Annotated in this window: 20 protein-coding genes; 12 read left to right on the forward strand and 8 right to left on the reverse strand. The window is 69.1% G+C overall.

Annotation, left to right across the window (positions count from 1 at the left end):
* Positions 1–289 precede the first annotated feature (289 nt).
* Entirely contained in the window at positions 290–1,075 is a 786-nt protein-coding gene (locus GQ56_RS0128000) for an IclR family transcriptional regulator (protein WP_031401803.1), read from the forward strand.
* A 66-nt stretch (positions 1,076–1,141) separates the two neighbouring features.
* On the opposite strand, the gene GQ56_RS0128005 is transcribed toward GQ56_RS0128000, so the two are convergent.
* Both GQ56_RS0128005 and GQ56_RS0128010 read right to left on the reverse strand, forming a co-directional pair.
* Positions 1,142–2,656, reverse strand: coding sequence for a M81 family metallopeptidase (locus GQ56_RS0128005; protein ID WP_031401804.1), 1,515 nt, complete (start codon positions 2,654–2,656; stop codon positions 1,142–1,144).
* A gap of 332 nt (positions 2,657–2,988) precedes the next feature.
* Positions 2,989–4,308 (reverse strand): MFS transporter, encoded by a 1,320-nt coding sequence (locus GQ56_RS0128010; RefSeq protein WP_031401805.1) that lies wholly within the window; start codon positions 4,306–4,308, stop codon positions 2,989–2,991.
* A 141-nt stretch (positions 4,309–4,449) separates the two neighbouring features.
* Between GQ56_RS0128010 and GQ56_RS0128015 the strand changes: the two genes are divergently transcribed.
* Positions 4,450–5,436, forward strand: coding sequence for a LysR family transcriptional regulator (locus tag GQ56_RS0128015; protein WP_031401806.1), 987 nt, complete (start codon positions 4,450–4,452; stop codon positions 5,434–5,436).
* 377 nt (positions 5,437–5,813) lie between these two features.
* Here GQ56_RS0128015 and GQ56_RS0128020 read toward each other — a convergent pair whose 3' ends face one another.
* Together GQ56_RS0128020 and GQ56_RS0128025 are read right to left on the reverse strand one after the other, a co-directional pair.
* A complete protein-coding gene (locus GQ56_RS0128020) occupies positions 5,814–6,929 on the reverse strand; it encodes a succinylglutamate desuccinylase/aspartoacylase family protein (RefSeq protein ID WP_031401807.1) in 1,116 nt (371 codons plus the stop codon).
* A gap of 47 nt (positions 6,930–6,976) precedes the next feature.
* A complete protein-coding gene (locus GQ56_RS0128025) occupies positions 6,977–7,750 on the reverse strand; it encodes a transporter substrate-binding domain-containing protein (RefSeq protein WP_031401808.1) in 774 nt (257 codons plus the stop codon).
* 137 nt (positions 7,751–7,887) lie between these two features.
* Here GQ56_RS0128025 and GQ56_RS0128030 point away from each other — a divergent pair, with 137 nt between their 5' ends.
* On the forward strand, positions 7,888–8,808 hold the full coding sequence (locus GQ56_RS0128030; protein WP_031401809.1) for a LysR family transcriptional regulator: 921 nt from the start codon (positions 7,888–7,890) through the stop codon (positions 8,806–8,808).
* A 52-nt stretch (positions 8,809–8,860) separates the two neighbouring features.
* Here the strand turns inward: GQ56_RS0128030 and GQ56_RS0128035 are convergent, their stop codons facing one another.
* Together GQ56_RS0128035 and GQ56_RS0128040 are read right to left on the reverse strand one after the other, a co-directional pair.
* Positions 8,861–10,192: an MFS transporter gene (locus tag GQ56_RS0128035; RefSeq protein ID WP_031401810.1), complete on the reverse strand. Its 1,332-nt coding sequence runs from the start codon at positions 10,190–10,192 to the stop codon at positions 8,861–8,863.
* A 52-nt stretch (positions 10,193–10,244) separates the two neighbouring features.
* On the reverse strand, positions 10,245–11,435 hold the full coding sequence (locus tag GQ56_RS0128040) for a M20 aminoacylase family protein (protein ID WP_031401811.1): 1,191 nt from the start codon (positions 11,433–11,435) through the stop codon (positions 10,245–10,247).
* 228 nt (positions 11,436–11,663) lie between these two features.
* On the opposite strand from GQ56_RS0128040, the gene GQ56_RS42055 reads away from it, so the two are divergent.
* From GQ56_RS42055 to zwf, 3 genes are all read left to right on the forward strand, one after another.
* Complete coding sequence (locus GQ56_RS42055; protein ID WP_235212780.1) at positions 11,664–12,170, forward strand: TetR/AcrR family transcriptional regulator; 507 nt, start codon at positions 11,664–11,666, stop codon at positions 12,168–12,170.
* Complete coding sequence (locus GQ56_RS0128050) at positions 12,167–12,745, forward strand: peroxidase-related enzyme (protein ID WP_031401812.1); 579 nt, start codon at positions 12,167–12,169, stop codon at positions 12,743–12,745. The genes GQ56_RS42055 and GQ56_RS0128050 overlap by 4 nt, the downstream gene beginning before the upstream one ends.
* 403 nt (positions 12,746–13,148) lie before the next feature.
* Positions 13,149–14,624 (forward strand): glucose-6-phosphate dehydrogenase, encoded by a 1,476-nt coding sequence (zwf, locus tag GQ56_RS0128055; RefSeq protein WP_031401813.1) that lies wholly within the window; start codon positions 13,149–13,151, stop codon positions 14,622–14,624.
* A gap of 52 nt (positions 14,625–14,676) precedes the next feature.
* On the opposite strand, the gene GQ56_RS0128060 is transcribed toward zwf, so the two are convergent.
* Complete coding sequence (locus GQ56_RS0128060) at positions 14,677–15,612, reverse strand: LysR substrate-binding domain-containing protein (RefSeq protein ID WP_031401814.1); 936 nt, start codon at positions 15,610–15,612, stop codon at positions 14,677–14,679.
* A 222-nt stretch (positions 15,613–15,834) separates the two neighbouring features.
* Here GQ56_RS0128060 and dkgB point away from each other — a divergent pair, with 222 nt between their 5' ends.
* From dkgB to GQ56_RS0128075, 3 genes are all read left to right on the forward strand, one after another.
* Positions 15,835–16,641: a 2,5-didehydrogluconate reductase DkgB gene (dkgB, locus tag GQ56_RS0128065; protein ID WP_031401815.1), complete on the forward strand. Its 807-nt coding sequence runs from the start codon at positions 15,835–15,837 to the stop codon at positions 16,639–16,641.
* 64 nt (positions 16,642–16,705) lie between these two features.
* Positions 16,706–17,821: an alkene reductase gene (locus GQ56_RS0128070; RefSeq protein WP_031401816.1), complete on the forward strand. Its 1,116-nt coding sequence runs from the start codon at positions 16,706–16,708 to the stop codon at positions 17,819–17,821.
* A gap of 149 nt (positions 17,822–17,970) precedes the next feature.
* Entirely contained in the window at positions 17,971–18,498 is a 528-nt protein-coding gene (locus GQ56_RS0128075) for a DUF3455 domain-containing protein (protein ID WP_031401817.1), read from the forward strand.
* Between the two features lie 124 nt (positions 18,499–18,622).
* Here GQ56_RS0128075 and GQ56_RS0128080 read toward each other — a convergent pair whose 3' ends face one another.
* Positions 18,623–19,288 carry an O-methyltransferase gene (locus tag GQ56_RS0128080; RefSeq protein WP_031401818.1) on the reverse strand — a complete coding sequence of 222 codons (666 nt, stop codon included), beginning with the start codon at positions 19,286–19,288 and terminating at the stop codon, positions 18,623–18,625.
* 48 nt (positions 19,289–19,336) lie between these two features.
* Here GQ56_RS0128080 and GQ56_RS0128085 point away from each other — a divergent pair, with 48 nt between their 5' ends.
* The 3 genes from GQ56_RS0128085 to GQ56_RS0128095 all read left to right on the forward strand — a co-directional run bounded on the left by GQ56_RS0128085 (position 19,337) and on the right by GQ56_RS0128095 (position 22,746).
* Entirely contained in the window at positions 19,337–20,014 is a 678-nt protein-coding gene (locus tag GQ56_RS0128085; RefSeq protein WP_031401819.1) for a TetR family transcriptional regulator, read from the forward strand.
* A gap of 544 nt (positions 20,015–20,558) precedes the next feature.
* Entirely contained in the window at positions 20,559–21,947 is a 1,389-nt protein-coding gene (locus GQ56_RS0128090) for an NCS2 family permease (RefSeq protein ID WP_031401820.1), read from the forward strand.
* A gap of 205 nt (positions 21,948–22,152) precedes the next feature.
* Positions 22,153–22,746, forward strand: a complete 594-nt coding sequence (locus GQ56_RS0128095; protein ID WP_031401821.1) for a hypothetical protein — start codon at positions 22,153–22,155, stop codon at positions 22,744–22,746.
* Positions 22,747–22,976 lie beyond the last annotated feature (230 nt).

The following is a 22,976-nucleotide window of genomic DNA, read 5'->3' on the forward strand; positions in this document are numbered from 1 at the left end:
ACGGGCGCGGGCGCGCTTGCTCCGGTCCCACGCTTCGCGGTCGGCCGGCACCGGAGAACCGGCGCCCGCTGCGGCCACCTGCAACGCGGGGAAATGAACGGGGCGCGCCCCTTGCATTGCCCGCCGGGATGCGCTTAAATGTTCTATATACGAACATAAGATCGTGTATCGAACGTTCAACGCATCATAGGGAGTCCGGGGACGACCTGTCAAGCGCCCGGCCTGCCGTGCGGTTGGCGTGTCAGGCCCCATGCGCTATCTTCTCGGCTGCACGATATTCCGACCGCTCATGACAACCGAAGACACTCAGAAACCCGGCGACTCCTACGTCCAGTCGTTCGCCCGCGGGCTCGCGGTGATCCGCGCGTTCGACGCGCAGCGCCCGGAGCAGACGCTCACCGAAGTCGCGGCGGCCACCGGCCTGACGCGCGCGGGTGCGCGCCGGATCCTGCTCACGCTGCAGACGCTTGGCTACGTCGAGGCCGACGGCCGGCTGTTCCGGCTCACGCCGAAGATCCTCGAGCTCGGCTTCGCGTACCTGACGTCGATGCCGTTCTGGAATCTCGCCGACCCGGTGATGGAGCAACTGTCCGCGCAGATCCACGAAAGCTGCTCGGCGGCCGTGCTCGACCGCACCGAGATCGTCTACGTGCTGCGCGTGCCGACCCACAAGATCATGACGATCAACCTGTCGATCGGCAGCCGGCTGCCCGCGTACTGCACGTCGATGGGCCGCGTGCTGCTGTCCGCGCTCGACGACGCGGCGCTTGACGAAACGCTCGCGCAAAGCGGCATCCGCGCGCATACGCCGCGCACGATCACGGACCTCGGCGAACTGAAGGCGACGATCGCGCAGGTGCGCCAGCAGGGCTGGGCCGTGGTCGACCAGGAACTCGAAGTGGGCCTGATGTCGATCTCCGCGCCGATCCGCAACCGGCGCGGGCAGATCATCGCGGCGATGAACATCAGCGGCAATGCGCAGCGGCACACCGCGAAGCAGATGGTGAAGGAATTTCTCGGGCCGCTGCAGCAGGCCGCGCAGACCGTGTCGGAACTGGTCGCGCGGCGCGGATGAGCGGCAAGCGGTCATGCGGGCGCACCGCACCCGCACGACCGAGCGCCGCCGTCGGCGGGCAGCGCGTCAACCGTTGCCGGCGAACGCCGTTCCCATCGGCTTCGTCCGGATGCCCGGCGCCAGCCGGGTCCACGGCAGATCGGCCGGATCGGCCGTCATCGGGCCGGGCGCCTTGGCCACGAGCACCGCGTGGGCGATGCCCTGGAAGTCGGCGCGAAAATGCACGGAGCTTTTGTTGACGAGGATGCGCATCGCTTCCGGCTCGACGCCGCCCACGCGATAGAGATTGCGGTCGAGCATCTGCGCCTTGCCGCTGCTCACCACGATCAGCACGCCGTCGATCCGCAAGCACGCGACCGGGCCGACATCCGCCCGCATGCCGTTCATCATCGGGCCGTCGTACCGGCAGACGCCGTCGGACAGCGTCACGACCTCGAAGCGCCCGCGGTACGGCTCGTCGCCGGGCACGCCGGCGACACCGCCGAGCGCCACCTCGATGAACGCGCCGACCCCGGCGCGATGGGCCTCGGCCGCGGCGGCCGGGTCCCAGATCAGGCCGATCGCCGCACCCTTTGCGCCATTGCGCAGCAGCGCCCGCAGCATGCCCGTCGTGTTCGAATCGCCGCCCGCGCCGGGATTGTCCTGCGTATCCGCGATGACGACCGGCTTGCCGGCCCCCTCCGCAAGCCGCATCGCCTCGCGCACGGCGGCATCGGGCGACAGGAACGGCACCTGCCACGCGGCCTCGTCCGCCAGCATCCTGGCGTAGAGCGCGTCCACGGCGGCCTCCGCCGACGCGACGTCGTCGCCGTAACCCCAGATGACCGGGCCGCATTCGGGGAAATCGGCCGCCGGAAAGCCCGGCGCAAACGACAACGACGCCACGGCCCCGGTCTCCAGCGCCGCGAGCTGCGCATACATGCCGCACGAAGGCTCGAGCAGCGTGCACATGCCGTTGATCGGGATCAGGAACGGCAGCCGGCGCACCGCGCGATGCAGCGGGCGGCCGCCCGCCGCCTTCAGGTCGAGCAGGCGCCCGAGCAGCGCGGCAGCGCGTTCGCCGGTCTCGGCCATGTCGACATGCGGATAGGTGCGGAAGGCGACCAGGACGTCGGCCTCGCGCAGCATCTTCCCGGTGACGTTGGCGTGCAGGTCAAGCGACACGACCACGGGCACGTCCGGGCCGACCGCGGCACGCACGCGCTCCAGCAGCGTTCCCTCGCCGTCGTCGGTATGCTCGGCGACCATCGCGCCGTGCAGGTCGAGATACACCGCGTCGTAGCCGCCGTTGCGCACCGCCGCGAGGATTTCGCCGGCGATGCGCTCGAACGCGTCCTCGGTCACGTGGGCCGACGGGCTGGCGCCCGCCCAGATGACCGGCAGCAAGGTCCAGCCGCGCCGTTGCGCCGCGACGATGAAGCCGCCCGCGGGAATATTGACGTCGCGCAGCGCGAGCATGTCGTCGCCGCGCACCATGGCCGGGAAGCCCTCGCCGCGCTCGAAGTTTTCGTAGGCGGCTTTCGACGGTGCAAACGTATTGGTCTCGTGCTGAAAGCCGGCGATCAGGATGCGTGTGTTCAAAGGCGTGTCTCCGGAAACAGGTTGTCAAGGCACCGGCAACGCCAGGGCCTGTTCACGCTAGTAACGGGCTGGCGAACGTGCCTTTGCGCCCGCAGGGCAAGGAGAAAGGCGGCGCGCAATGGCCGTCGGCATCGCAACGACGAGCGACGCCGCAACGCGGGCGCAAAGGCACGTTCGCCTGTCTGGAAAAAATCGTTCGCGGGGCTGGCCCCCGGAAGGGCCGATCGCCGCGTCAGGCTGCTCGCGAATACGTCGAGTATTCGCTTCGTCGTATTCCTTGCGCCCGGCCCTTCCGGGGGCCGGCGCAAGCCCGGTATGCGTGTGAACGGGCCCTAAGCCGTCGCCAGCTCGTCGTGCGGCGCGGGCAGCCGGTTCGCCACCAGCACCGCGGCGCCCGCGACCAGCAGCGCCACCATCACCAGCAGGCCGGCCGCCATGCTGCCCGTGGCCGAGTGGATCGCCCCGATGATGGTCGGGCTCAGGAAGCCGCCGATCAGGCCGATCGTATTGATCAGCGCGATGCCCCCCGCGGCCGCGTCGCCCTTCAGGTATTGTGACGGAATCGCCCAGAACACGGTGTACGCCGCCCAGATCATCGACGTGGCGATCGTCATGCCGACCAGCGAGACGGCGAGATTGCCGTTGGCGGTCGTCGCCACGGCCAGCGCGAGCGCGCCGATCAGCGCCGGCACCGCGCTGTGGTAACGCCGCTCGCCGCGGCGGTCCGACCTGCGGCCGATGACGACCATCGCGAGCGCGGCGCACACGTACGGAATCATCGAGTACAGCCCGATCTGCATCGTGTCGGTCACGCCGTCTGCCTTGATGATCGACGGCAGCCAGAAGCTCACCGCGTAGATCCCGCAGATGATCGTGAAGTACGCGAACGCCAGCAGGTACACGCGCGGATCGCGCGCCACCTGGCCGAACGAGTGATGCCCCGCGCCGCGCGTGTGCAGCTCGGCGGCGAGCATTCGCTTCTCGTCGTCGGTCAGCCATTTCGCATCGGCCGGCCGGTCGGACAGCACCCTGAGCGCGAGCGCGCCGAGCAGCACGCACGGCAGGCCTTCGACGACGAACATCCACTGCCAGCCGGCCAGGCCGTGGGCGCCGGACAGCCCGGTCATCAGCCACGCCGACAGCGGCGACCCGAACGCGCCGCCGATCGGGCCGGCGAGCATGACGACCGCCATCACGCCGGCCATCCGGCGCTGGCCGTACCAGTAGGTCAGGTAAAAGATCATCCCCGGCGCGAAACCCGCTTCGAACACGCCGAGCAGGAAGCGCATCGCATAGAACGTGGTCTCGTTGTGGACGAACATCATGCCGGCCGACGTCAGGCCCCACAGCACCATGATCCGGCTGATGGTCTTGCAAGCGCCGATCCTCGGCAGCAGCAGGTTGCTCGGGATCTCGAACAGCACGTAGCCGAGAAAGAAGATGCCCGCGCCGAGCCCGTACACCGCATCGGAGATGCCCAGCTCGCTCTGCATGGCGAGCTTCGCGAACCCGATGTTCACGCGATCGAGGTACGCGAACGTGTAACAGAGCAGCAGGAACGGCAGCAGGCGCCAGTTCAGCTTGCGATACAGGGCCTGATGCGCCGGGCTGTCCGGCGCGGCCGGAAGTTGAGGGGATGGAACGGCGGACATGCGCTCTCCTTTAGGGCGTATTGCTTCAAATCCCGCATCGATGTTCGAATCGTCGAGGAGACGAAAAAGCGGCGCAAGAGCAACCTAAGCGAGTTATCGTTGCTCAACGGGCAACACTTCACCGGCACACCAACCGACATCATGCGCGAACTGAACCAGCGCCGCTTGCGCTATTTCCATGAAGTCCTGTCGCACGGCTCCATCCGCAGCGCGGCCGACAGCATCAACACGTCGCCGTCCGTCATCACGCGGCAGATCCGGCTGCTCGAGGAAGAAATCGGGGCCCCGCTGTTCGAGCGCCAGCCTCGCGGCGTGCAGCCGACCGAGGCCGCCGCGTACCTGCTCGAATACTGGCGCGGCTGCCGCTCGCAGCAGGAGCTGTTCGAGGACCGCCTGCAGGCGCTGCGCGGGCTGCAGCGCGGCCAGATCCGCATCGTCACCAGCGAAGGCTATATCGACCGCCTGATGGACGAGGTGCTCACCGATTTCTGTGCGCGCCATCCGAAGCTCGACGTCACCGTCGACACCCTGCCGGTCAGCACGTTGCTCCAGGAAGTGGCCGAGAGCCGCGCGCATATCGGGCTGGCCTACAACCCGCCCGCGCATCCGGACATCGAATACGTCGCGACCGCGCCGCAGCCGGTGGTGGCGCTCGTGCATCCGGGGCACCCGCTCGCGGTGCGGGGCCGGCCGGTCGAGGTCCGCGAGCTGACCGGGTACCCGCTCGCGCTGATGCCGCCCGCGTTCGGTCTCGGACAGGCCGTACAGATGCTCGCGTACGCGGAGAACCTCCAGATCCACCCGACGCTCACCACCAACTCGCTGGCCGTGCTGCGCCACTTCGTCAAGCGCAACGACGGCGTCACGCTGCTCGCCACGGTGGCCGCGTATCGGGAGCTGGAGGCCGGCGAACTCGTCGCGCTGCCCATCGCGCATCCGTTGCTCGAAACCGCCAAGGCACGGCTGCTGGTCAAGGCCGGACGCACGCTCGGGGTGGCCGCCGATACGCTGCTGCGCGGCATCCTCCGGGACATGAAGATGTTCTCGGACCCGGGCGGACGCGACGGCAGGACGACGGCGCGCGGCAAGGCCCGCAAGCGGGCCGCGGGAAATCGCGGCGGGCCGTGACCCTCGTCGGCGAAGCGGTTTGCATCGCCGGCCTTCGACAGGCGGCCGCTACGGTGCAGGCCGGTATCGAACGGCCGGGTATCGCGCGCGGGGCGCGGGGCGCGGCGTGTGGCGTGTGGTGTGCGGTGTGCGGTGTGCGGTGTGCGGTGTGCGGTGTGCGGTGTGCGGTGTGCGGTGTGCGGCGTGCGGCGTGCGGCGTGCGGTGTGCGGTGTGCGGTGTGCGGTGTGCGGTGTGCGGTGTGCGGTGTGCGGTGTGCGGTGTGCGGTGTGCGGTGTGCGGCGTGCGGTGTGCGGCGTGCGGTGTGCGGCGTGCGGTGTGCGGTGTGCGGTGTGCGGATGCTGAGTGTGGCGCGCGGCATGCGCCGCGCATCCGCCGCTCACGCACCGAGCAGCATCCCCTTGCGCACCGGCACCGTGCCCGTCACGCGGCCGAGCGGCGCGCCGGCCGTCACGAAGCGGATCGCGCGGCGCATGTAGAACACGCCGTCGGTTCCGCTCGAGATCGTCGTGATCGCATCCGTCAGCGGATCGACGATGTCGAACAGCGGATCGCCGGCGCGGATCGTCGCGCCGACCGCCGCGCGGTGCACGAGGATGCCGCTCACCGGCGCGTAGAACTGCTCGCTGCCCGCGAGCGGCGTGGCCGGCGCGGCGAGCGGCGGCAGCGGCGTGCGTTCGCCGCGCACCGCGCCGCGCCACACGAGATAGTCGACGAGCGCATCGGCATCGCGTTGCGCATGCTCATACGTCACGTCGCGCTGACCGCGGCATTCGACGGTCACGGCGACCGCGCCGGCCGCGAGCGGCGTGCCTTCCGGCAGCAACGGCCGCAATTGCGACCACAGCAGGTGATGCGCATCGTCGAACGCGTGCCCGCCCGAATCCTCCGCGAGCAGGGACACCTCCGCGCCGAGATAGCGTGCGAGCGGCTCAACTTCCGGCCATGCGGTGTCGCTCGTGTACACGTGCATCACCGCTTCGAGCGAACAATGCAGGTCGATCACCACGTCCGCGTCATGCGACAGCTTCAGCAGCGCGAGCTGCAGCGCGTCGAATTCGGTGCGCGGCGCGATGCCGTCGAGCGCCGCGCCGACGCACTCGCGCACGATCGCCCGGTTGCGCTCGCCGTCGTCGCCGAGCCGGTCGCGTGCGCGCGCGGCGATCTCCGCGAGCGGCAGAAAGCCGCGGTTGAAGTTGCGGCCGCTCGCCAGGTCGAAACGGCCGATGAACTGCCCGAGCAGATGATGGTTGAGGCCGACCGGGTTCGCGACCGGCACGAGCACGACCTCGGCCGCGAGCCGGCCTTGTGCGTCGAGCTGCGCGAGGCGCTGCTTCAGCACGAACGCCGCGAGCATCGCGGGCGTCTCGTCCGCGTGCAGCGCGGCCTGCAGGTAGATCTTGCGGCCGGTGTCGGCCGGCCCGAAATGAAAGCTGGTCAGCGTGCGCTGCGTGCCGATCGACGGCGACAGGAGCGGCGTGGTGCGAATCTGCATCGAGGGTCTCGAACGGAAGAAACGGGAAAAATCGGGCGGCCCGGTGCTCAGTCGCCGTACGGGTTGAAATCGAAATACTTCTTCGCGATCCGGTCGTACGTGCCGTCCTTCAGCATCGACGCGATCGCGCCGTCAATCGACGCCTTGAGCGCCGTATCCGACTGCCGCATGCCGATGCCGACGCCACGGTCGCCCATGTCGAGCGGCGCGCCGACGAACGCGAAACCCTTGCCGCGCGGCTGGCGCAGGAACCCGTAATCGGCTTCGACCGTGCCGAGCAGCGCCGCGTCGAGGCGGCCGTTGACGAGATCGGCGAACACGTCGTCCTGGCTCTTGTACGGCACCACGCTGACGCCTGCCGGCGCCCAGTGCGCGAGCGCCCACGATTCGAACTGCGTGCCCGACTGCACGCCGACGCGCTTGCCCGCAAGCGACGCGGCCGAGCTGCCGAGCCCGAGTTCGGGCCGCGCGACGAGCCGCGACCTGAAGCGGAACAGCTTCGACGAGAACAGGATCTGCTTCTCGCGCTTCTCGGTGATCGCCATCGACGACAGGATCGCGTCGATCTTGCGCGCCTGCAGCGCGGGAATCATCCCGGAGAATTCGAGCTCAACCCACTGGCAGTGCAATTGCGCGCGGCGGCAGATCTCGTTGCCGAGATCGACGTCGAAGCCTTTCAGGCTGCCGTCGGGCGCCTTCGAATCCATCGGCGGATAGGTCGGGTCGATGCCGAGGCGCACGGTGCGGGCGTCGAGCGCATGCGCGGCGCCGGCCGTGAACGCGAGGCACAGGGAAACGAGCGGGAGGAAGGTGCGTTTCATGGTCGATCGGGTGCGGGACGAGGGACAAACGGCACGAGCCGGACTGTCTGCGATCGTAGTGCGCACGCACCGCCGCCGGAATCGCCGGCTGCCTTATCATGATCGGTATTTCCGATCACCGGCCCCGCCGCTCGCCCATGGCGTTCACGCTGTCCCAGCTCCGCATCTTCCAGGCCGTCGTCGAGCACGGCAGCCTGCGCGCCGCGGCGCGCGCGCTCGATCTCGCGCAAAGCGGCGTCACGCAGCAGTTGCAAGGCCTCGAGGCGGCGCTCGGCGCGACGCTGTTCACGCGCACCAATCGCGGCATCGTGCCGACAGCCGTCGGCCAGCGGCTGCTCGCGCGCTCCGGCTCGATCCTCGGCGAATGCGAGCAGGTCGAGCGGGAAATCCGGCAACTGAGCGGCGAATACGAAGGCACCGTCACGCTCGGCCTCGTGGCCGAACCGCTGATCGACGCGTTCGCGCCCGTGCTGAGCGCGTTCCGCGCGCGCTTCGACAGGGTCGACGTTCACCTGCGCACCGGTACGTCGCGGATGATGATCGGCTGGCTGCGGGAGAGCGCGGTCGATTTCGCGATCGCGCTGGTCGCGAAGCAGACCGACACGACCGACCTCGCGGTCACGCCGCTGCGCGCATCGGCCCCGGTGGTCGTGTGCCGCAACGGGCATCCGGCCATGCACGCGCAATCGCTCGCCGAGCTGGCCGATTACGCGTGGGTGTCGACCCGATCGCCGAACCTCAGCGCCGATCCCGTCGTCAACCGGCTGCTCGCCTACTTCGACACGCACGGCCTGCCGCCGCCGAGGATTCTCGCCACCGTCGAGGGGATGTTCGAGACGCTGCAGCTCGTCACCCAGACCGATTGCCTGTCGCTCGAAACCGAAGCCGTGACGCGGCACGGGCCGTTCGCCGGCGCGCTCGCGAAGGTGCCCGTGCGCGAGCAGGCCGACGCGCAGGACATCTGCCTGCTGCAGCGCGCGGCCGTGCCGCTGACGCCGGCCGCGCAGGAACTCGCGACGATGCTTGCGTCGTACCTGCGGGTCGTGCGCGGACGCTAGGCGCGTATTACCGCCTGCCGTCCGCGGTCCGCCGCCTGCCGCGCCCCGCTCGTCAGTCGATCGATTCCCGCGCCGTCTCGCGCAGCATCGCGACCGCGATCAGCGACACCACCACGCACGCGGCCACGTAGCCGGCCGGCGCAAGCTTGCTGCCGGTCGTCTTCACGAGCCAGGTCGCGATGAGCTGCGCGGTGCCGCCGAAGATCGTCACCGCGAGCGCATACGCGATCGAGATGCCCGTCGCCCGCACGTGGCGCGGCAGCGATTCGCACATCAGCGCCATTTCCGACGCCGAGCCGAGCGAATAGAACAGCAGCATCAACGCGGTCAGCGGCAGGATCGCCGACAGCGTCGGGTGATGGTTCATCAGCCAGAACGCCGGGAACAGCAGCGCGACCAGCACGCCGCGGCCGACGAAGATCGGCAGACGCCGGCTGCCGAGCCGGTCCGACAGCCAGCCGAACAGCGGGCACGTGACCAGCATCACGCAGCCCGACGCGACGCCGACGAACATCGACAGCCCCATCGGCAGGCCGAGCGTGTGGATCGCATAGGTCGGCATGTAGAAGGTCAGGATGTAGGTCGACACCGTGCCGCCCATCACCGTGAGCATCAGCAGCAGCACCGTGCGCGCGTGCCGCGAGAACAGCTCGTGCAGCACGCCGCGCTCGATACCGTGATGGCTGTCGCCGGGCGCATCGTCCGCGAGCCGGCGGCGCAGGATCATGCCGACCGGCGCGATCAGCAAACCGACGAGGAACGGCAGCCGCCATCCCCAGCTTTCGAGCGCATCCTTCGTCATCGTGTTCGACAGCAGCGCCGCGAAACCCGACCCCATCAGCGCGGCGCCGCCTTGCGTCGCGAGCTGCCAGCTTGCGTGAAACGCCCGGCGCGACGTGCCGCCCTGCTCGAGCAGCGTCGACGTCGCCGCGCCGAATTCGCCGCCCTGCGAGAAGCCCTGCAGCAGCCGCGCGAATACGACCAGCAGCGGCGCGGCCACGCCCACCTGCGCATAGGTCGGCGCGATCGCGATCAGGCCGGTGCCAAGCGCCATCAGCATGATCGTCAGGTTCAGCGCGGCCTTGCGCCCCTTGCGGTCCGCGTAGACGCCGAGCACGACGCTGCCGAGCGGCCGCGTGAAGAAGCCGGCGGCGAACGTCGCCACCGACAGCAGCAGCGACGTGGTCGGGTCGCTCGACGGGAAGAACAGCTTGCCGATCAGCACCGCGAAAAAGCCGTACACGGTGAAATCGAAGAACTCCAGCCAGTTGCCGATCACGGCCGCCGCGATCGCGCCGCGCCGCGTGACGGCGCGCGCGCCGGGCGCATCGGCTTCGGCGGCCCCCGTCGACGCGGGGTGCAGCACCAGATGGTCTTTCTGCATTGTCATCGTCTCCTCTATGCGGCCGGAAGCGCCGGCCGCGCCGCCGCCGCGATCACCGCCCGAGGTAGCGCTCCACGAGACGCGTCCAGAACGCCGCGCCGACCGGCAGGTTGCGATCGTTGAAGTCGTATTTCGGGTTGTGCACCATGCAGCCGTCCTCGCCTTCGCCGTTGCCGAGCCGCACGAACGAGCCGGGCCGCTTCTGCAGCATGAACGCGAAATCCTCGCTGCCCATCAGCAGGTCGGTCTGCTCGACCACGTGCGCATCGCCGACGAGTTCGCGCGCGACCTGCGCGGCGAAATCCGTTTCGGCATCCGTATTGACGACGACCGGGTAGCCTTCGATGTAGTCGACGTTCGCGGTCGCGCCGTAGCTCGCGGCCTGCGTTTCGGCCAGCTCGGTGATGCGGCGCTTGAGCAGCGCGCGCACGTCGGGGCTGAACGAGCGCACGCTCAGTTCGAGGCGTGCGCCGTTCGGGATCACGTTGTTCGCGGTGCCCGCATGCATCGAGCCGACCGTGACCACCGCCGGCTGCGCCGGGTCGACGTTGCGCGCGACGATCGTCTGCAGCGCCATCACGATGCTCGCCGCGACGACGACCGGGTCGACCGTCAGGTGCGGCCGCGCCGCGTGGCCGCCGACGCCTTCGATCGTGATGATCGCCTTGTCGCCGGCCGACATGAACGGGCCGCGGCGCGTGAGGAACACGCCGGGCGCCGCGCCCGGGTGGTTGTGCATGCCGAACACGGCGTCGCACGGGAAGCGCTCAAACAGGCCGTCGTCGATCATCTTCTTCGCGCCGCTGTCGACGCCATGCTCTTCCGCCGGCTGGAAATACAGATGCACGGTGCCGGAGAAGTTGCGCGTCTTCGCGAGATGCTGCGCGGCGCCGAGCAGCATCGTCGTGTGGCCGTCGTGGCCGCAGGCGTGCATCTTGCCGTGCGTGCCGCTCGCATACGGCAGCCCCGTCGCCTCGACGATCGGCAGCGCATCCATGTCGGCGCGAATGCCGATGCTCCGCGTCCCGTCGCCCACGCGCAGCGTACCGACCACGCCGGTCTTGCCGACCCCGCGCGTCACCTGCCAGCCCCATTCCCCGAGCTTGTCGGCGACGAGCGCGGCCGTGTCGTGCTCTTCGTACGCGAGCTCCGGATGGCGATGGATGTGATGACGGATCTCGCGCAGCCCGCCGGCGGCGGGCATCAGATCCTCGACTTCGGTGAAGCGGGTATCGGTGGTCATGGGGGCTCCTGCGTTTGTCTGCGCACGCTGAAGACGCGTGCGGGAAAGCGAGCCACTATATCGAGCCGATATCCGTTCAATAAGATGCGGAATTTTTCACCGCGATAAGATTTTTTTATCAGGGTTAATACGGGGAATGCCGGCCGGATCGGCACGCGGGGCCCCGTGCGCGGAGGCCATCAGCACCCCGGCCATGCATTTTCCCGACGAGCGGTCCATGATTCGCGCATGGACGCTCGAACCGATCCGTCTCGCCGTCGCGGCAGGCCGCCGAAGCAGGACGAGAGCCTCGCCGCCGCGCGCGACATGCTGTTGCACACCGGGCTGGACGTGCTCACCGAAACGGGCTTCCCGGCCACCGGGCTCGACGGGAGCCTCGCTCGTGCCGGCGTGCCCAAAGGCTCCTTCCATCGCTACTTCGACGGCAAGGAAGCATTCGGCCTCGCGCGAATCGACTGCTGCGCCGGTTTCTTCGCCCGTCAGCGGGACCGCCATTCCAACCAGCCGGACCGCCGCCGCTGCAGCGCGTCCGCGATTTCGTCGACGATGCCCCGGACGGCATGGCACGCTACGTCTACCGCCACGACGATCGGGCCGTGCCGAACGGCTGCGGCGCAGGCGTCGACGCGTAATACGCCTGCCGGCGACGCGTCGTCGCCGCTTTCATCCGGCCCGGCCGCTCGCGCATCGAGATCGCCCCAGCCACCGAACCACCCTGTCGAGGAACCACCATGACCGTTGCAGACACCGCTCCCGTCAGCCGCTTTCCCGTGCCGGCGCTTGAAGACCTGCCCGACGACATTCGCGAACGCATCGCGGCCGTCCAGGAAAAGTCGGGCTTCATCCCGAACGTCTTCCTGACCCTCGCGCACCGTCCGGACGAGTTTCGCGCGTTCATGGCCTACCACGACGCGCTGATGGACAAGCCGGGCAACCTGAGCAAGGCCGAGCGGGAGATGATCGTCGTGGCGACCAGCAGCGCGAACCAGTGCCAGTACTGCGTGATCGCGCACGGCGCGATCCTGCGCATTCGCGCGAAGGACCCGCTGATTGCCGACCAGGTCGCCACCAACTACCGCAAGGCCGACATCACCGCGCGGCAAAAGGCGATGCTCGATTTCGCGATGCAGGTCTCGCAATCCGCGCACCTGGTCGGCGAAGCGGACTTCGACACGCTCAAGTCGCACGGTTTCGGCGAGGAAGACATCTGGGACATCGCGGCGATCTCGGCCTTCTTCGGCATGTCCAATCGCATCGCGAACGTGACGAACATGCGGCCCAACGCGGCGTTCTACGCGCTGGGCCGCTGAGCGCGGACGCGGTCCCGCGCCGCCGCGTGGCAGACGCCGTGGCATGGGCCAACGCCGCGCGGGCAGCGCTCGCGCCCGCAGGACCGGCCCCCCCGGCCGGGACGACCGGGCCGATACCCGGGCGCGCCCGTCACACGCAGCACACGGGCGGCGCCGGCCCGAACGCGCCCGCATCGGCGCGGCCACCCGCCGCGCCAGCCGGCAAACCCGGCCCGCAAACCGGATGTCAGCGCTCACTCCAGCCCCGTCGACGACGGCACGCCGCCCGGCCGCTTCGCGCCGCGAAACGGACACCGACACGCACGCGATCCATCAAAAGCGTGCACTATTAGGGTTTTGCCGTACCGGCGCCCGACGCCTTCGACGTTCGTTCCACGCTCACCGTTTCAGACGCGAACCATCCATGACGAATCAGCCCACTCAGACCGCAGCCGACCGTCCCGTCGACATGATCATCTTCGGCGGCGGCGGCGATCTGGCCGCCCGCAAGCTGTTGCCCGCGCTGTACATGGCGCACCTGCACTGCAACCTGCCGCCCGACACGCGCATCATCGCGGTCGGCCGCCGCGACTGGGGCATCGACGGCTATCGCAAGTTCGTGGACGAGCAGTCGCGCCCGTTCATCGACGAAAAGGCGTTCGACGCCGAAGCATGGGGCCGCTTCCTCGACCTGTTCAAGTACGTGCTGATCGACGTGAACGCGCCGGACGACTACCTGCGGCTCGCCGAGGCGGCGCGCGGCGACGCGGTCCGCGTGTTCTACCTGTCGACGTCGCCGGAACTGTTCACGACGATCTGCGACAACCTGTCGGCCGCGCAACTCGTCGACGCGCACTCGCGCGTCGTCCTCGAAAAGCCGCTCGGCCACGATCTCGCGTCCGCCAAGGCGATCAACGATGCGGTCGGCAAGCACTTCGAGGAATCGCAGATCTATCGGATCGACCACTATCTCGGCAAGGAAACCGTGCAGAACCTGATGGTGCTGCGCTTCGGCAACCCGATCTTCGGGCCGCTGTGGCAGGCGCCGAGCATCCGCAGCGTGCAGATCACGGTGGCGGAAACGGTCGGCGTCGGCAGCCGCGCGGGCTTCTACGACCATACGGGCGCGCTGCGCGACATGGTGCAGAACCACTTGCTGCAGCTGCTGTGCATCGTCGCGATGGAACCGCCGGTGTCGCTCGACCCGGACGCGGTGCGCGACGAGAAGCTGAAGGTGCTGCGCTCGCTGCGGCCGATGGCGCTGTCGGACGTCGCGCGCGACACGGTGCGCGGCCAATACACGGCCGGCGCGGTCGACGGCCAGCCCGTCAAGGGCTATCTCGAGGAAGACAACGTGCCGGCCGACAGCCGCGCGGAAACCTTCGTCGCGCTGCGCGCGCACATCAACAACTGGCGCTGGGCGAACGTGCCGTTCTTCCTGCGCACCGGCAAGCGGCTGCAGCGCCGCCAGTCGGAAATCGTGATCGAGTTCGCGGACATGCCGTTCTCGATCATCCCGACCGGCCCGCGCCACTACAGCAACCGCCTCGTGATCCAGCTCCAGCCGGAAGAGTCGATCCAGCTGCAGATGCTCGCGAAGGAGCCGGGCAGCGGGATGAACATGGTGCCCGTGAGCCTGAACCTCGACCTGCAGCAGGCGATTCCGGAGCGCCGCGCGGAAGCGTACGAACGGCTGCTGATCGACGTGATCCGCGGCCGCCTCACGCACTTCATGCGCCGCGACGAGCTCGAATCCGCCTGGTCGTGGGTCGAGCCGATCCTCGACGGCTGGAAGCAGCTCGGCGACCGTCCGCGCCTGTACACGGCCGGCACGTTCGGGCCCGCGGCTTCGTCGGCGCTGCTCGCGCGCGACGGGATGTCCTGGTCCGAAGAAGCGTAACCGCCGCGCGGCGCGGCGCACCCGAGCCGCCTTCGCCGCGCCCGGCGCCGCCCTATCGCGGCGCCAGCCATGCGGCCGGGTGCCGCGCGGGCGCATCGCCGCCGCCACCCAGCGCCTCGATCAGATAATCGACGAACGACGCGATCCGCGACGAGATCGCGGTGTTCCGGTAGTACACCGCATGAATCGGCTGCTGGATGTCCAGCGTCTGCCGCGCGAACAGCTGGGCAAGCCGCCCGCTGTCGCGATCGTGCGCGGTCATGAAATCCGACAGGCACGCGATGCCCGCTCCTTCCAGCGCGAGTTGCCTGACGGTCTCGCCGTTAGACGACCAGATGTCCGGCTCGATCCGGTACGGCTCGCCGTCCGTGCCGAGCACCGGCCAGATATTCAGCGATTCCGGCTGCGTGAAGCCGATCAGCGTGTGCTTGCCGAGCTCGTCGACCTTCCGCGGCTGCCCGTGCGCGGCAAGATACGCGGGGCTCGCCAGAACGCGCAGGCGGCTGGTGCCGATCTTGCGGCTGTGCAGCGTCGAATCCTTCAGGCGGCCGATCCGGATCGCCACGTCGGTGCGCCGCTCCAGCAGGTCGATGATCCCTTCGTTGCTGTTCAGCTCCAGCTCGACCTGCGGGAAGCGCTCGCGATAACCGCGCACGAGCGGCACGATCACGTGCAGCATGAACGGCGTCGCCGCATCGACGCGCAGGCGCCCCGACGGCATCTCGCGCCGCGCGAGCATCTGCTCCTCCGCGTTCTCCACCGATTCGATGATCGCGCGCGCATCCTGCAGGAACGCGCGCCCCTCTTCGGTCAGCTCGAGCCGGCGCGTGGTCCGGCGCAGCAGCGTGGTCTTCAGCTTCTCCTCGAGCCGTGCGAGCGTGCGGCTGGTCGCCGATACGGTGAGGTCGAGCTGCTGGGAGGCGGCCGTGATCGAGCCGGTGTCGACCACGGCGGCAAAGGCCTGGAGTTCGTCGAGCGTGACTTTCATTGTTGATCCCGAATCAAGACATCCCGCGTTATAGGCCAGTTTTCGCGCAAGAGCAAAGCATCGGCGCGGCATCCCGTTCATTTCGCCGGCAGCGCGTCCGACGCGTCGATTATTGATTCCGATTCAACTATTTTTGTCCCGCGACGGCGTTTATCCCGTTCGCTCCGGCGGCCACAATCGGTTTCACGATCACGCCGTTCCCCTCATTCCCAGGAGCACACGATGAACAGGATTCCCGCATTCGGCCTCGGCACCTTCCGGCTCAAGGGCCAGGTTGCCGTCGACTCGGTCCGCGACGGCCTCGAAGCCGGCTACCGTGCGATCGACACCGCGCAGATCTACGGCAACGAAGCCGACGTCGGCGAAGCGATCGCCGCGTCGGGCGTGCGCCGCGACGACCTGTTCCTGACCACGAAGATCTGGGTCGACCACTACGCCCCGGAAAAGCTCGCCGCAAGCCTCGAGGAAAGCCTGCGCAAGCTGCGCACCGACTACGTCGACCTGACGCTGATCCACTGGCCGGCCCCGGGCAACGGCGTGTCGCTCCCGTCGTTCATGACCGCACTCGCCGATGCAAGGGCGAAGGGCCTCACGCGCCGGATCGGCATTTCGAACTTCAACATCGCCCTGACGAAGGAGGCGATCGCGGCCGTCGGCGCCGAGGCGATCGCGACGAACCAGATCGAACTGAGCCCGTACCTGCAGAACCGCAAGCTCGTCGAATTCCTGAACGGCGCGGGCATTCACGTGACGTCGTACATGACGCTCGCGTACGGCAAGGTGCTCGGCGACCCGGTGATCGGCGCGATCGCGCGCCGTCACGACGCGACGCCCGCCCAGGTCGCCCTCGCGTGGGCGCTGCGGCTCGGCTACTCGGTGATCCCGTCGTCGACGAAACGCGAGAACCTCGCGAGCAATCTGCTCGCGCAGACGCTGCGCCTGACCGACGACGACATGGCGCAGATCGCCGCGCTCGAGCGCAACGGCCGCGAAGTCGACCCGGCCGGCCTCGCGCCGGAATGGGACTGAGCGCACCGCCCCCTCCACCGCCCCGTCCGCGGCCGTCCGGCCGCGGCACCGACAGGACCTCACCATGACCCAGGATCCGCTTTTCCAGCCGTTGCGACTCGGCGCGCTGACGCTGCCCAACCGCATCGTGATGCCGCCGATGACGCGTTCGCGCGCGAGCCGGCCCGGCGACGAAGCCAACGACCTGATGGCCGCGTACTACGCGCAGCGCGCGAGCGCGGGCCTGATCGTCAGCGAAGGCACCTACATCGCGCCGCTCGGCAAGGGCTACGCATGGACGCCCGGCATCCACACGCCGTCGCAGGTCGCCGGCTGGCGCAAGGTGACGGACGCCGTGCATGCCGCACACGGCCGCATCTTCGCGCAACTGTGGCACGTCGGCCGCTTGAGCCACACGAGCCTGCTCGGCGGCCGGCAACCGGTGTCGTCGTCGCCGATCCAGGCGAAGGGCGTGAACGTGTTCGTCGCAAGCGAAGACGGCAGCACGCCGGGCTTCGTGCAGGCGTCCGAGCCGCGCGCATTGTCGATCGACGAGATCCACGAGATCGTCGACCAGTACCGCGCCGCCGCGCGCCACGCGATCGACGCGGGCTTCGACGGCGTCGAGCTGCACGGCGCGAACGGCTACCTCGTGAACCAGTTCATCGATTCGAACGCGAACACGCGCACCGACGCATATGGCGGCTCGCTGGACAACCGGCTGCGCTTCCTGCGTGAAGTCACGCAGGCGCTGATCGACGGGACCGGCGACGCGTCGCGCGTCGGCATCCGCCTCGCGCCGCTGACGACGTTGAACGGCTGCGTCGACGCCGATCCGGAAACGACCTACCTCGCCGCCGCGACGCTGCTCGGCACGCTCGGCGTCGGCTACCTGCACATCGCGGAAGCCGACTGGGACGACGCACCGCCGATGCCGGTCGAATTCAAGCAGCGGCTGCGCGCCGCCTATCCGGGCGTGCTGATCTACGCCGGCGCATACACCGCCGCGCGTGCGCGCGAAGCGATCGCCGCCGGCTGGGCCGACCTCGTCGCCTTCGGCCGCCCGTTCGTCGCGAACCCCGACCTGCCCGAACGCCTGCGCGCCGGCGCCGCGCTCGCGCCGCACGACCGCAACACGTTGTTCGGCGGCGGCGCCCGGGGCCTGACCGACTATCCGACGCTCGCGCAAGCCGCGGCCTGAGCCGCGCGCATGCGCGGCCGGCCCCCGGCAATCGCGGCCGCTATCGCCGCGATTGCCATTTCCGAATGGCGGCCCGCGCAATCGGCGTCTAGAGTTGTCGGGATCGACCCTGCACGACGCCATCCACCGACCTGAAAGGACACCCCGCCATGCCACGCCGTTCCCCGACACGCGATCTGCTGCGGGCCGTCGCGGCCGGCCTTGCCTGTGCGGCCTTCACCGCGCCGGCCTGCGCCGACGACGCAGCGCGCCTCGCGCCGCCCGAACCGGCCGCGCCGGTACTGTCGACCACCGCGAGCGGCGTGCAGGTCTATTCATGCGAATACGACGCCGAGCATCGGCTCGCGTGGGCCTTCCAGCACCCGGAGGCCATGCTGTTCGACGACGGCGGCACGCTCGTCGTCCGGCACGGCGCTGGGCCGTCGTGGGAAGCGCTCGACGGCAGCCGCATTACCGGCAAGAAACTCGCGGAAGCGCCGAGCGCACGCGCGGGCAGCATTCCGCAGCTGCTGCTCGCCGCGCTGCCGGCCGCCACGGCGACGACGGGCACGCTGGCCGGCGTGCGCTTCGTGCAGCGGCTCGACACGTCGGGCGGCACGCCGCCGGCCGCGACGTGCACGACCGAGCATGCGGTCGGCCGCTTTCCGTACTTCGCGCGCTACGTGTTCCTGAAGTGACGCGTGCGGCACGCGAAGCGCCCGCCGTACGCGCTTCCGGTGCGATCCTCGGCACGCACGCCGGATCGGCTGTCGTCCATGCCGGCCGAGGCAGCATGAAAGCCTCGCCCGCGTTCCACGCGGCTCAGCGCATCCGCATCGACAACTCGACGTCGCCGCCGAACGGCACCGACAGATAGCCGTTTTCCGGCGCGCGCACGTACGCGAGGTAGTCGGGGCTGTATTCCGCGTTGTCGGCCACGACGAACGCCCCCGTCCTGAGGTGCGGCTCGACCAGCGCCAGGATCTCCGGATACAGCGACTTCGCACCGTCGAGCAGCAGCAGGTCGACCGTATCCGGCAGATCGGCGGCCAGCGTGCGCAGCGCGTCGCCTTCGCGAATCTCCACGAGGTCGGCCAGCCCGGCCGCCGCCAGGTTCGCCTGCGCACGCACGACCTTCGACGGTTCGAACTCGCTCGTGATCAGCCGGCCGCCGCCGTTGTCGCGCAGCGCGGCCGCGAGATGCAGCGTCGAAATGCCGAACGACATGCCGAATTCGACGATCGCCCGCGCGCCGCCGCTGCGCGCGAGCATGTACAGCAGCCTGCCCGTCTCGCGCGACACGGGAAGCGGGAAGTCCTTCAGGCGCGCATACAGATCGGTGTAGCCCGTCTTGCTGCGCATCAGTCGCGTCTGCTCGTCGTGCGACAGGCCGGCGAAGGCCGGGCTCGTCGCCGGCGACAACGAATCGGCTTCGTCGAACAGGCGCGCCAGCAGCGAAGCCAGCGGGTCGAGCGCAAGAGTGGTCATGCGAATCTCCGGTATCGGGTTGAGTGCGTCGTTGCACCCGACTAGAATATGACGAACTATTCAGGTTTTACTATTCGCATTGGCAAACCGCCCATGACCGCCCGCCGCAACGCCCCGATCGCCACGCGCAAGCTGCCTCGGCAGGCGCGCTCGACCCGTCTCGTCGAAGACGTCCTCCAGGCCGCTATTCAGGTTTTGGCGACCGAAGGCGCGCAGCGCTTCACGATGGCCCGCGTCGCCGAACGCGCCGGCGTGAGCGTCGGCTCGCTGTACCAGTACTTCCCGAACAAGGCATCGGTGCTGTTCCGGCTGCAGCACGACGAATGGCGGCAGACCTCCGACATGCTGTGCGGGATGCTGCAGGACACGCAACAGACACCGCCCGAGCGGCTGCGCACTGCCGTCCACGCGTTCATCCGCTCGGAATGCGACGAGGCGCGCATGCGCATCGCACTCGACGACGCCGCGCCCCTCTATCGCGACGCGCCCGAGGCGCAGGAAGTGAAGGCCGAGGGCAACCGGATCTTCAGCGCGTTCATGCGCGAAGCGCTGCCCGAGGTGTCCGACGCCACGCATGCGCTGGCCTGCGAGCTGATCATGACGACGCTCACGGCGGGCGGCAAGGCGTTCTCCGAAACCGAGCGCACGCCGACGGAAATCGACGCTCATTCCTCCGCGATGGCCGACATGTTCTGCGCGTACCTCGCGCATCTCGCGCGCGCTTGACGCGACGAGGGACGGAACGAACGCGAGCGCAAGCCGCGCGCGGCACCGGTATCATCCGGGTGCCGCGTGCGCACGGCCGCGCATCGCGTCGCACGCCGCGGCCGTCATCCGCATGCGTGCGCACAGCCTCAATGAAAGTGATTTGCAATATCCCATGTCTCACCCGCTCCCGCCCTGCCCGCCGGCCCCGCGTTCAAATAGTCGCCTTAACGGATTCGAACTAGGCGTATACACGCGTGTCGTCGCGACGGAGCCCGGTCGCACGCCGATATAAGCGCTGCGACATGCGCTGCATGCTCGTCCCCCGATGGGACGTGATGAGCGGCTCGCCTAACCTTCGCTACGGCAAAGCACACGTGACGGGGTCGACCACACCACGCGTCGTCCGACGCGACACCCTCGCGCTCGTTTCGATGCGCACGTAACGACACGCATCACGCGTCATTCGTCCCCACGACGCTGCCGACCATCCCAACCAGATACGAGACACCCTGACGACGGTTCGCTACGGGCCGTTTCAGCATGCTGATAAAGGAGCAAGCTCATGAGTGATACCCCGGTGCAGCCGACGGTCGGCGTCGGCGCGGAAGAAACTGACTTTGGCACCAAGGGAGTCATCGACCGGTACTTCGGCATTTCATCGCGCGGCAGCACGCAGCGCCGCGAGATCGTTGCCGGCGTCACCACCTTCCTCGCGATGGTCTATTCGGTGTTCGTCGTGCCCGGCATGTTCGGCAAGGCCGGCTTCGACACGAGCGCCGTGTTCGTCGCGGTCTGCCTCACCACCGCGTTCGGCTCGCTGCTGATGGGCCTGTGGGCGAAGCTGCCGATCGCGATCGGCTGCGCGATCTCGCTGACCGCGTTCACCGCGTTCGGCCTCGTGCTCGGCAAGGGCCTGCACCCGACGGTCGCGCTCGGCGCCGTGTTCCTGATGGGCCTCGTGTTCACCGGCATCTCGGTGACCGGCGTGCGCTCGTGGATCCTGCGCAACCTGCCCGCGGGCGTCGCGCACGGCACCGGCATCGGCATCGGCCTGTTCCTGCTGCTGATCGCGTCGAACGACGTCGGCCTCGTGATCAAGAACCCGGGCGCCGGCCTGCCGGTCTCGCTCGGCCAGATCACCGCGTTCCCGGTCATCATGTCGGTCGTCGGCCTCGCCGCGATCTTCGGCCTCGAGAAGCGCCGCGTGCCGGGCGGCATCCTGCTCGTCGTGATCGCGATCTCGGTGTTCGGCCTCGTGTTCGATCCGGCCGTGAAGTATCACGGCATCTTCGCGCTGCCGTCGCTGAGCGCACCGGGCCATGCGTCGCTGATCGGCGCGATGGACATCAAGGGCGCGCTGTCGATGGCCGTGCTGCCGAGCGTGCTGGCGCTGGTGATGACCGCCGTGTTCGACGCGACCGGCACGATTCGCGCGGTCGCCGGGCAGGCCGGCCAGCTCGACGAGAACGGCCGCATCATCAACGGCGGCCGCGCGCTGACCGCCGATTCGCTCAGCTCGATCTTCTCCGGCTTCCTCGGTGGCGCACCGGCGGCGGCCTACATCGAGTCGAGCGTCGGCGTGGCCGCCGGCGCGAAGACGGGCCTCGCGGCGGCCGTGGTCGGCCTGCTGTTCCTCGTCGTGATGTTCTTCTCGCCGCTCGCGGGCCTCGTGCCGTCGTACGCCACGGCCCCCGCGCTGATGTACGTCGGCCTGCTGATGCTCGGCAGCGTGAGCAGGCTGCACATGGACGACATGGTCGACGCGATGTCGGGCCTCGTGTGCGCCGTGTTCATCGTGCTGACCGCGAACATCGTGACGGGCATCATGCTCGGCTTCTCGACGCTCGTGATCGGCCGCATCGCCAGCGGCGAATTCCGCAAGCTCAATGTCGGCACCGTGCTGATCGCGGCCGTGCTGGTCGTCTTCTATCTCGGCGGCTGGGCGATCTGAGCGCGCATCGGGCGCGCCGTCGCCGGCTGAAGGACGGCGCGCATCGGGACGACCTTCGTCTCCTCCACCATCGTCGCCGATGGTCTCCAGGCCTGGGAACACGTGTTTCCAGGCTTTTTTTCAACGGCGGCGGCACCCCGAGCGAAGCAGCCGGGCACGCATTGCGCGCCGGTGCTACGATCGCGGTTTTCGCCCGGAAGCCACCATGAACGCACTCGGCATCGTCTCCGAATCGAGCACCCGGACCTCGGCGTGCAAGCCCCCGTTCATCCCGTCGTTCGGCTTCCACGAGATGCACGAATCGAAGCCGATCGACGCCGCCCCGGCACGCATCATCGAGGCGGTCACCGCGATCGACATGCGCACCGATCCGATCGTCGACGCGCTGCTCAACGTCCGCGAATTCCCGACGACCCTCGCCGCCTCGCTGCGCCACGGCACCCCTCGCCGCGCACGCGCACGCTTCGGCCTCCACACGTTCACGGTGCTGCAACGCGACGATACGTCGCTGTCGCTCGGCCTCGTCGGCCGCTTCTGGCGCCCCGACTTCGGCGTGCGGACGATCGCCGACACGGCGGCGTTCGTCCGGCACGACGACCCGCGCGACGCGCGGCTGGTGCTGCGCTTCGAGGTGGTCGGGCGGCCCGCCGGCTCGCAGGTCCTGCGCACCGAAACCTTCGTGCATTGCCCGACCGCCCGCACGCGGCTGCTGTTCACGCCGTACTGGCTCGCGATCCGGCTCGCGAGCGGCTGGATTCGGCGCCGCACGCTGGCGGCCGTCGAAACGGCGCTGGCATAGCGTTGCGCGTCGCGCAACGTCGGCCCGTCGGCGCCGGCAGCCGGTTCGCGCCGCCCCCGTCGGAACGGCTCGCGCACGGCCAGCCCGACGACGCGCCCCGTCGCAACCGCGACAGCGCCCGCCGCCTGCCCGAGCCACCGCACCGGCGCGACGGCAGGATCGCCGCGCGGCATGCGCCGCAGCGGTATTGCCGGACGTCCCGCGCACGCACCGGCACGCGAGATTCTTCA

Origin of the sequence: Burkholderia paludis (assembly GCF_000732615.1) — a bacterium.
In the GTDB taxonomy this organism is placed as follows: Bacteria; Pseudomonadota; Gammaproteobacteria; order Burkholderiales; family Burkholderiaceae; genus Burkholderia; species Burkholderia paludis.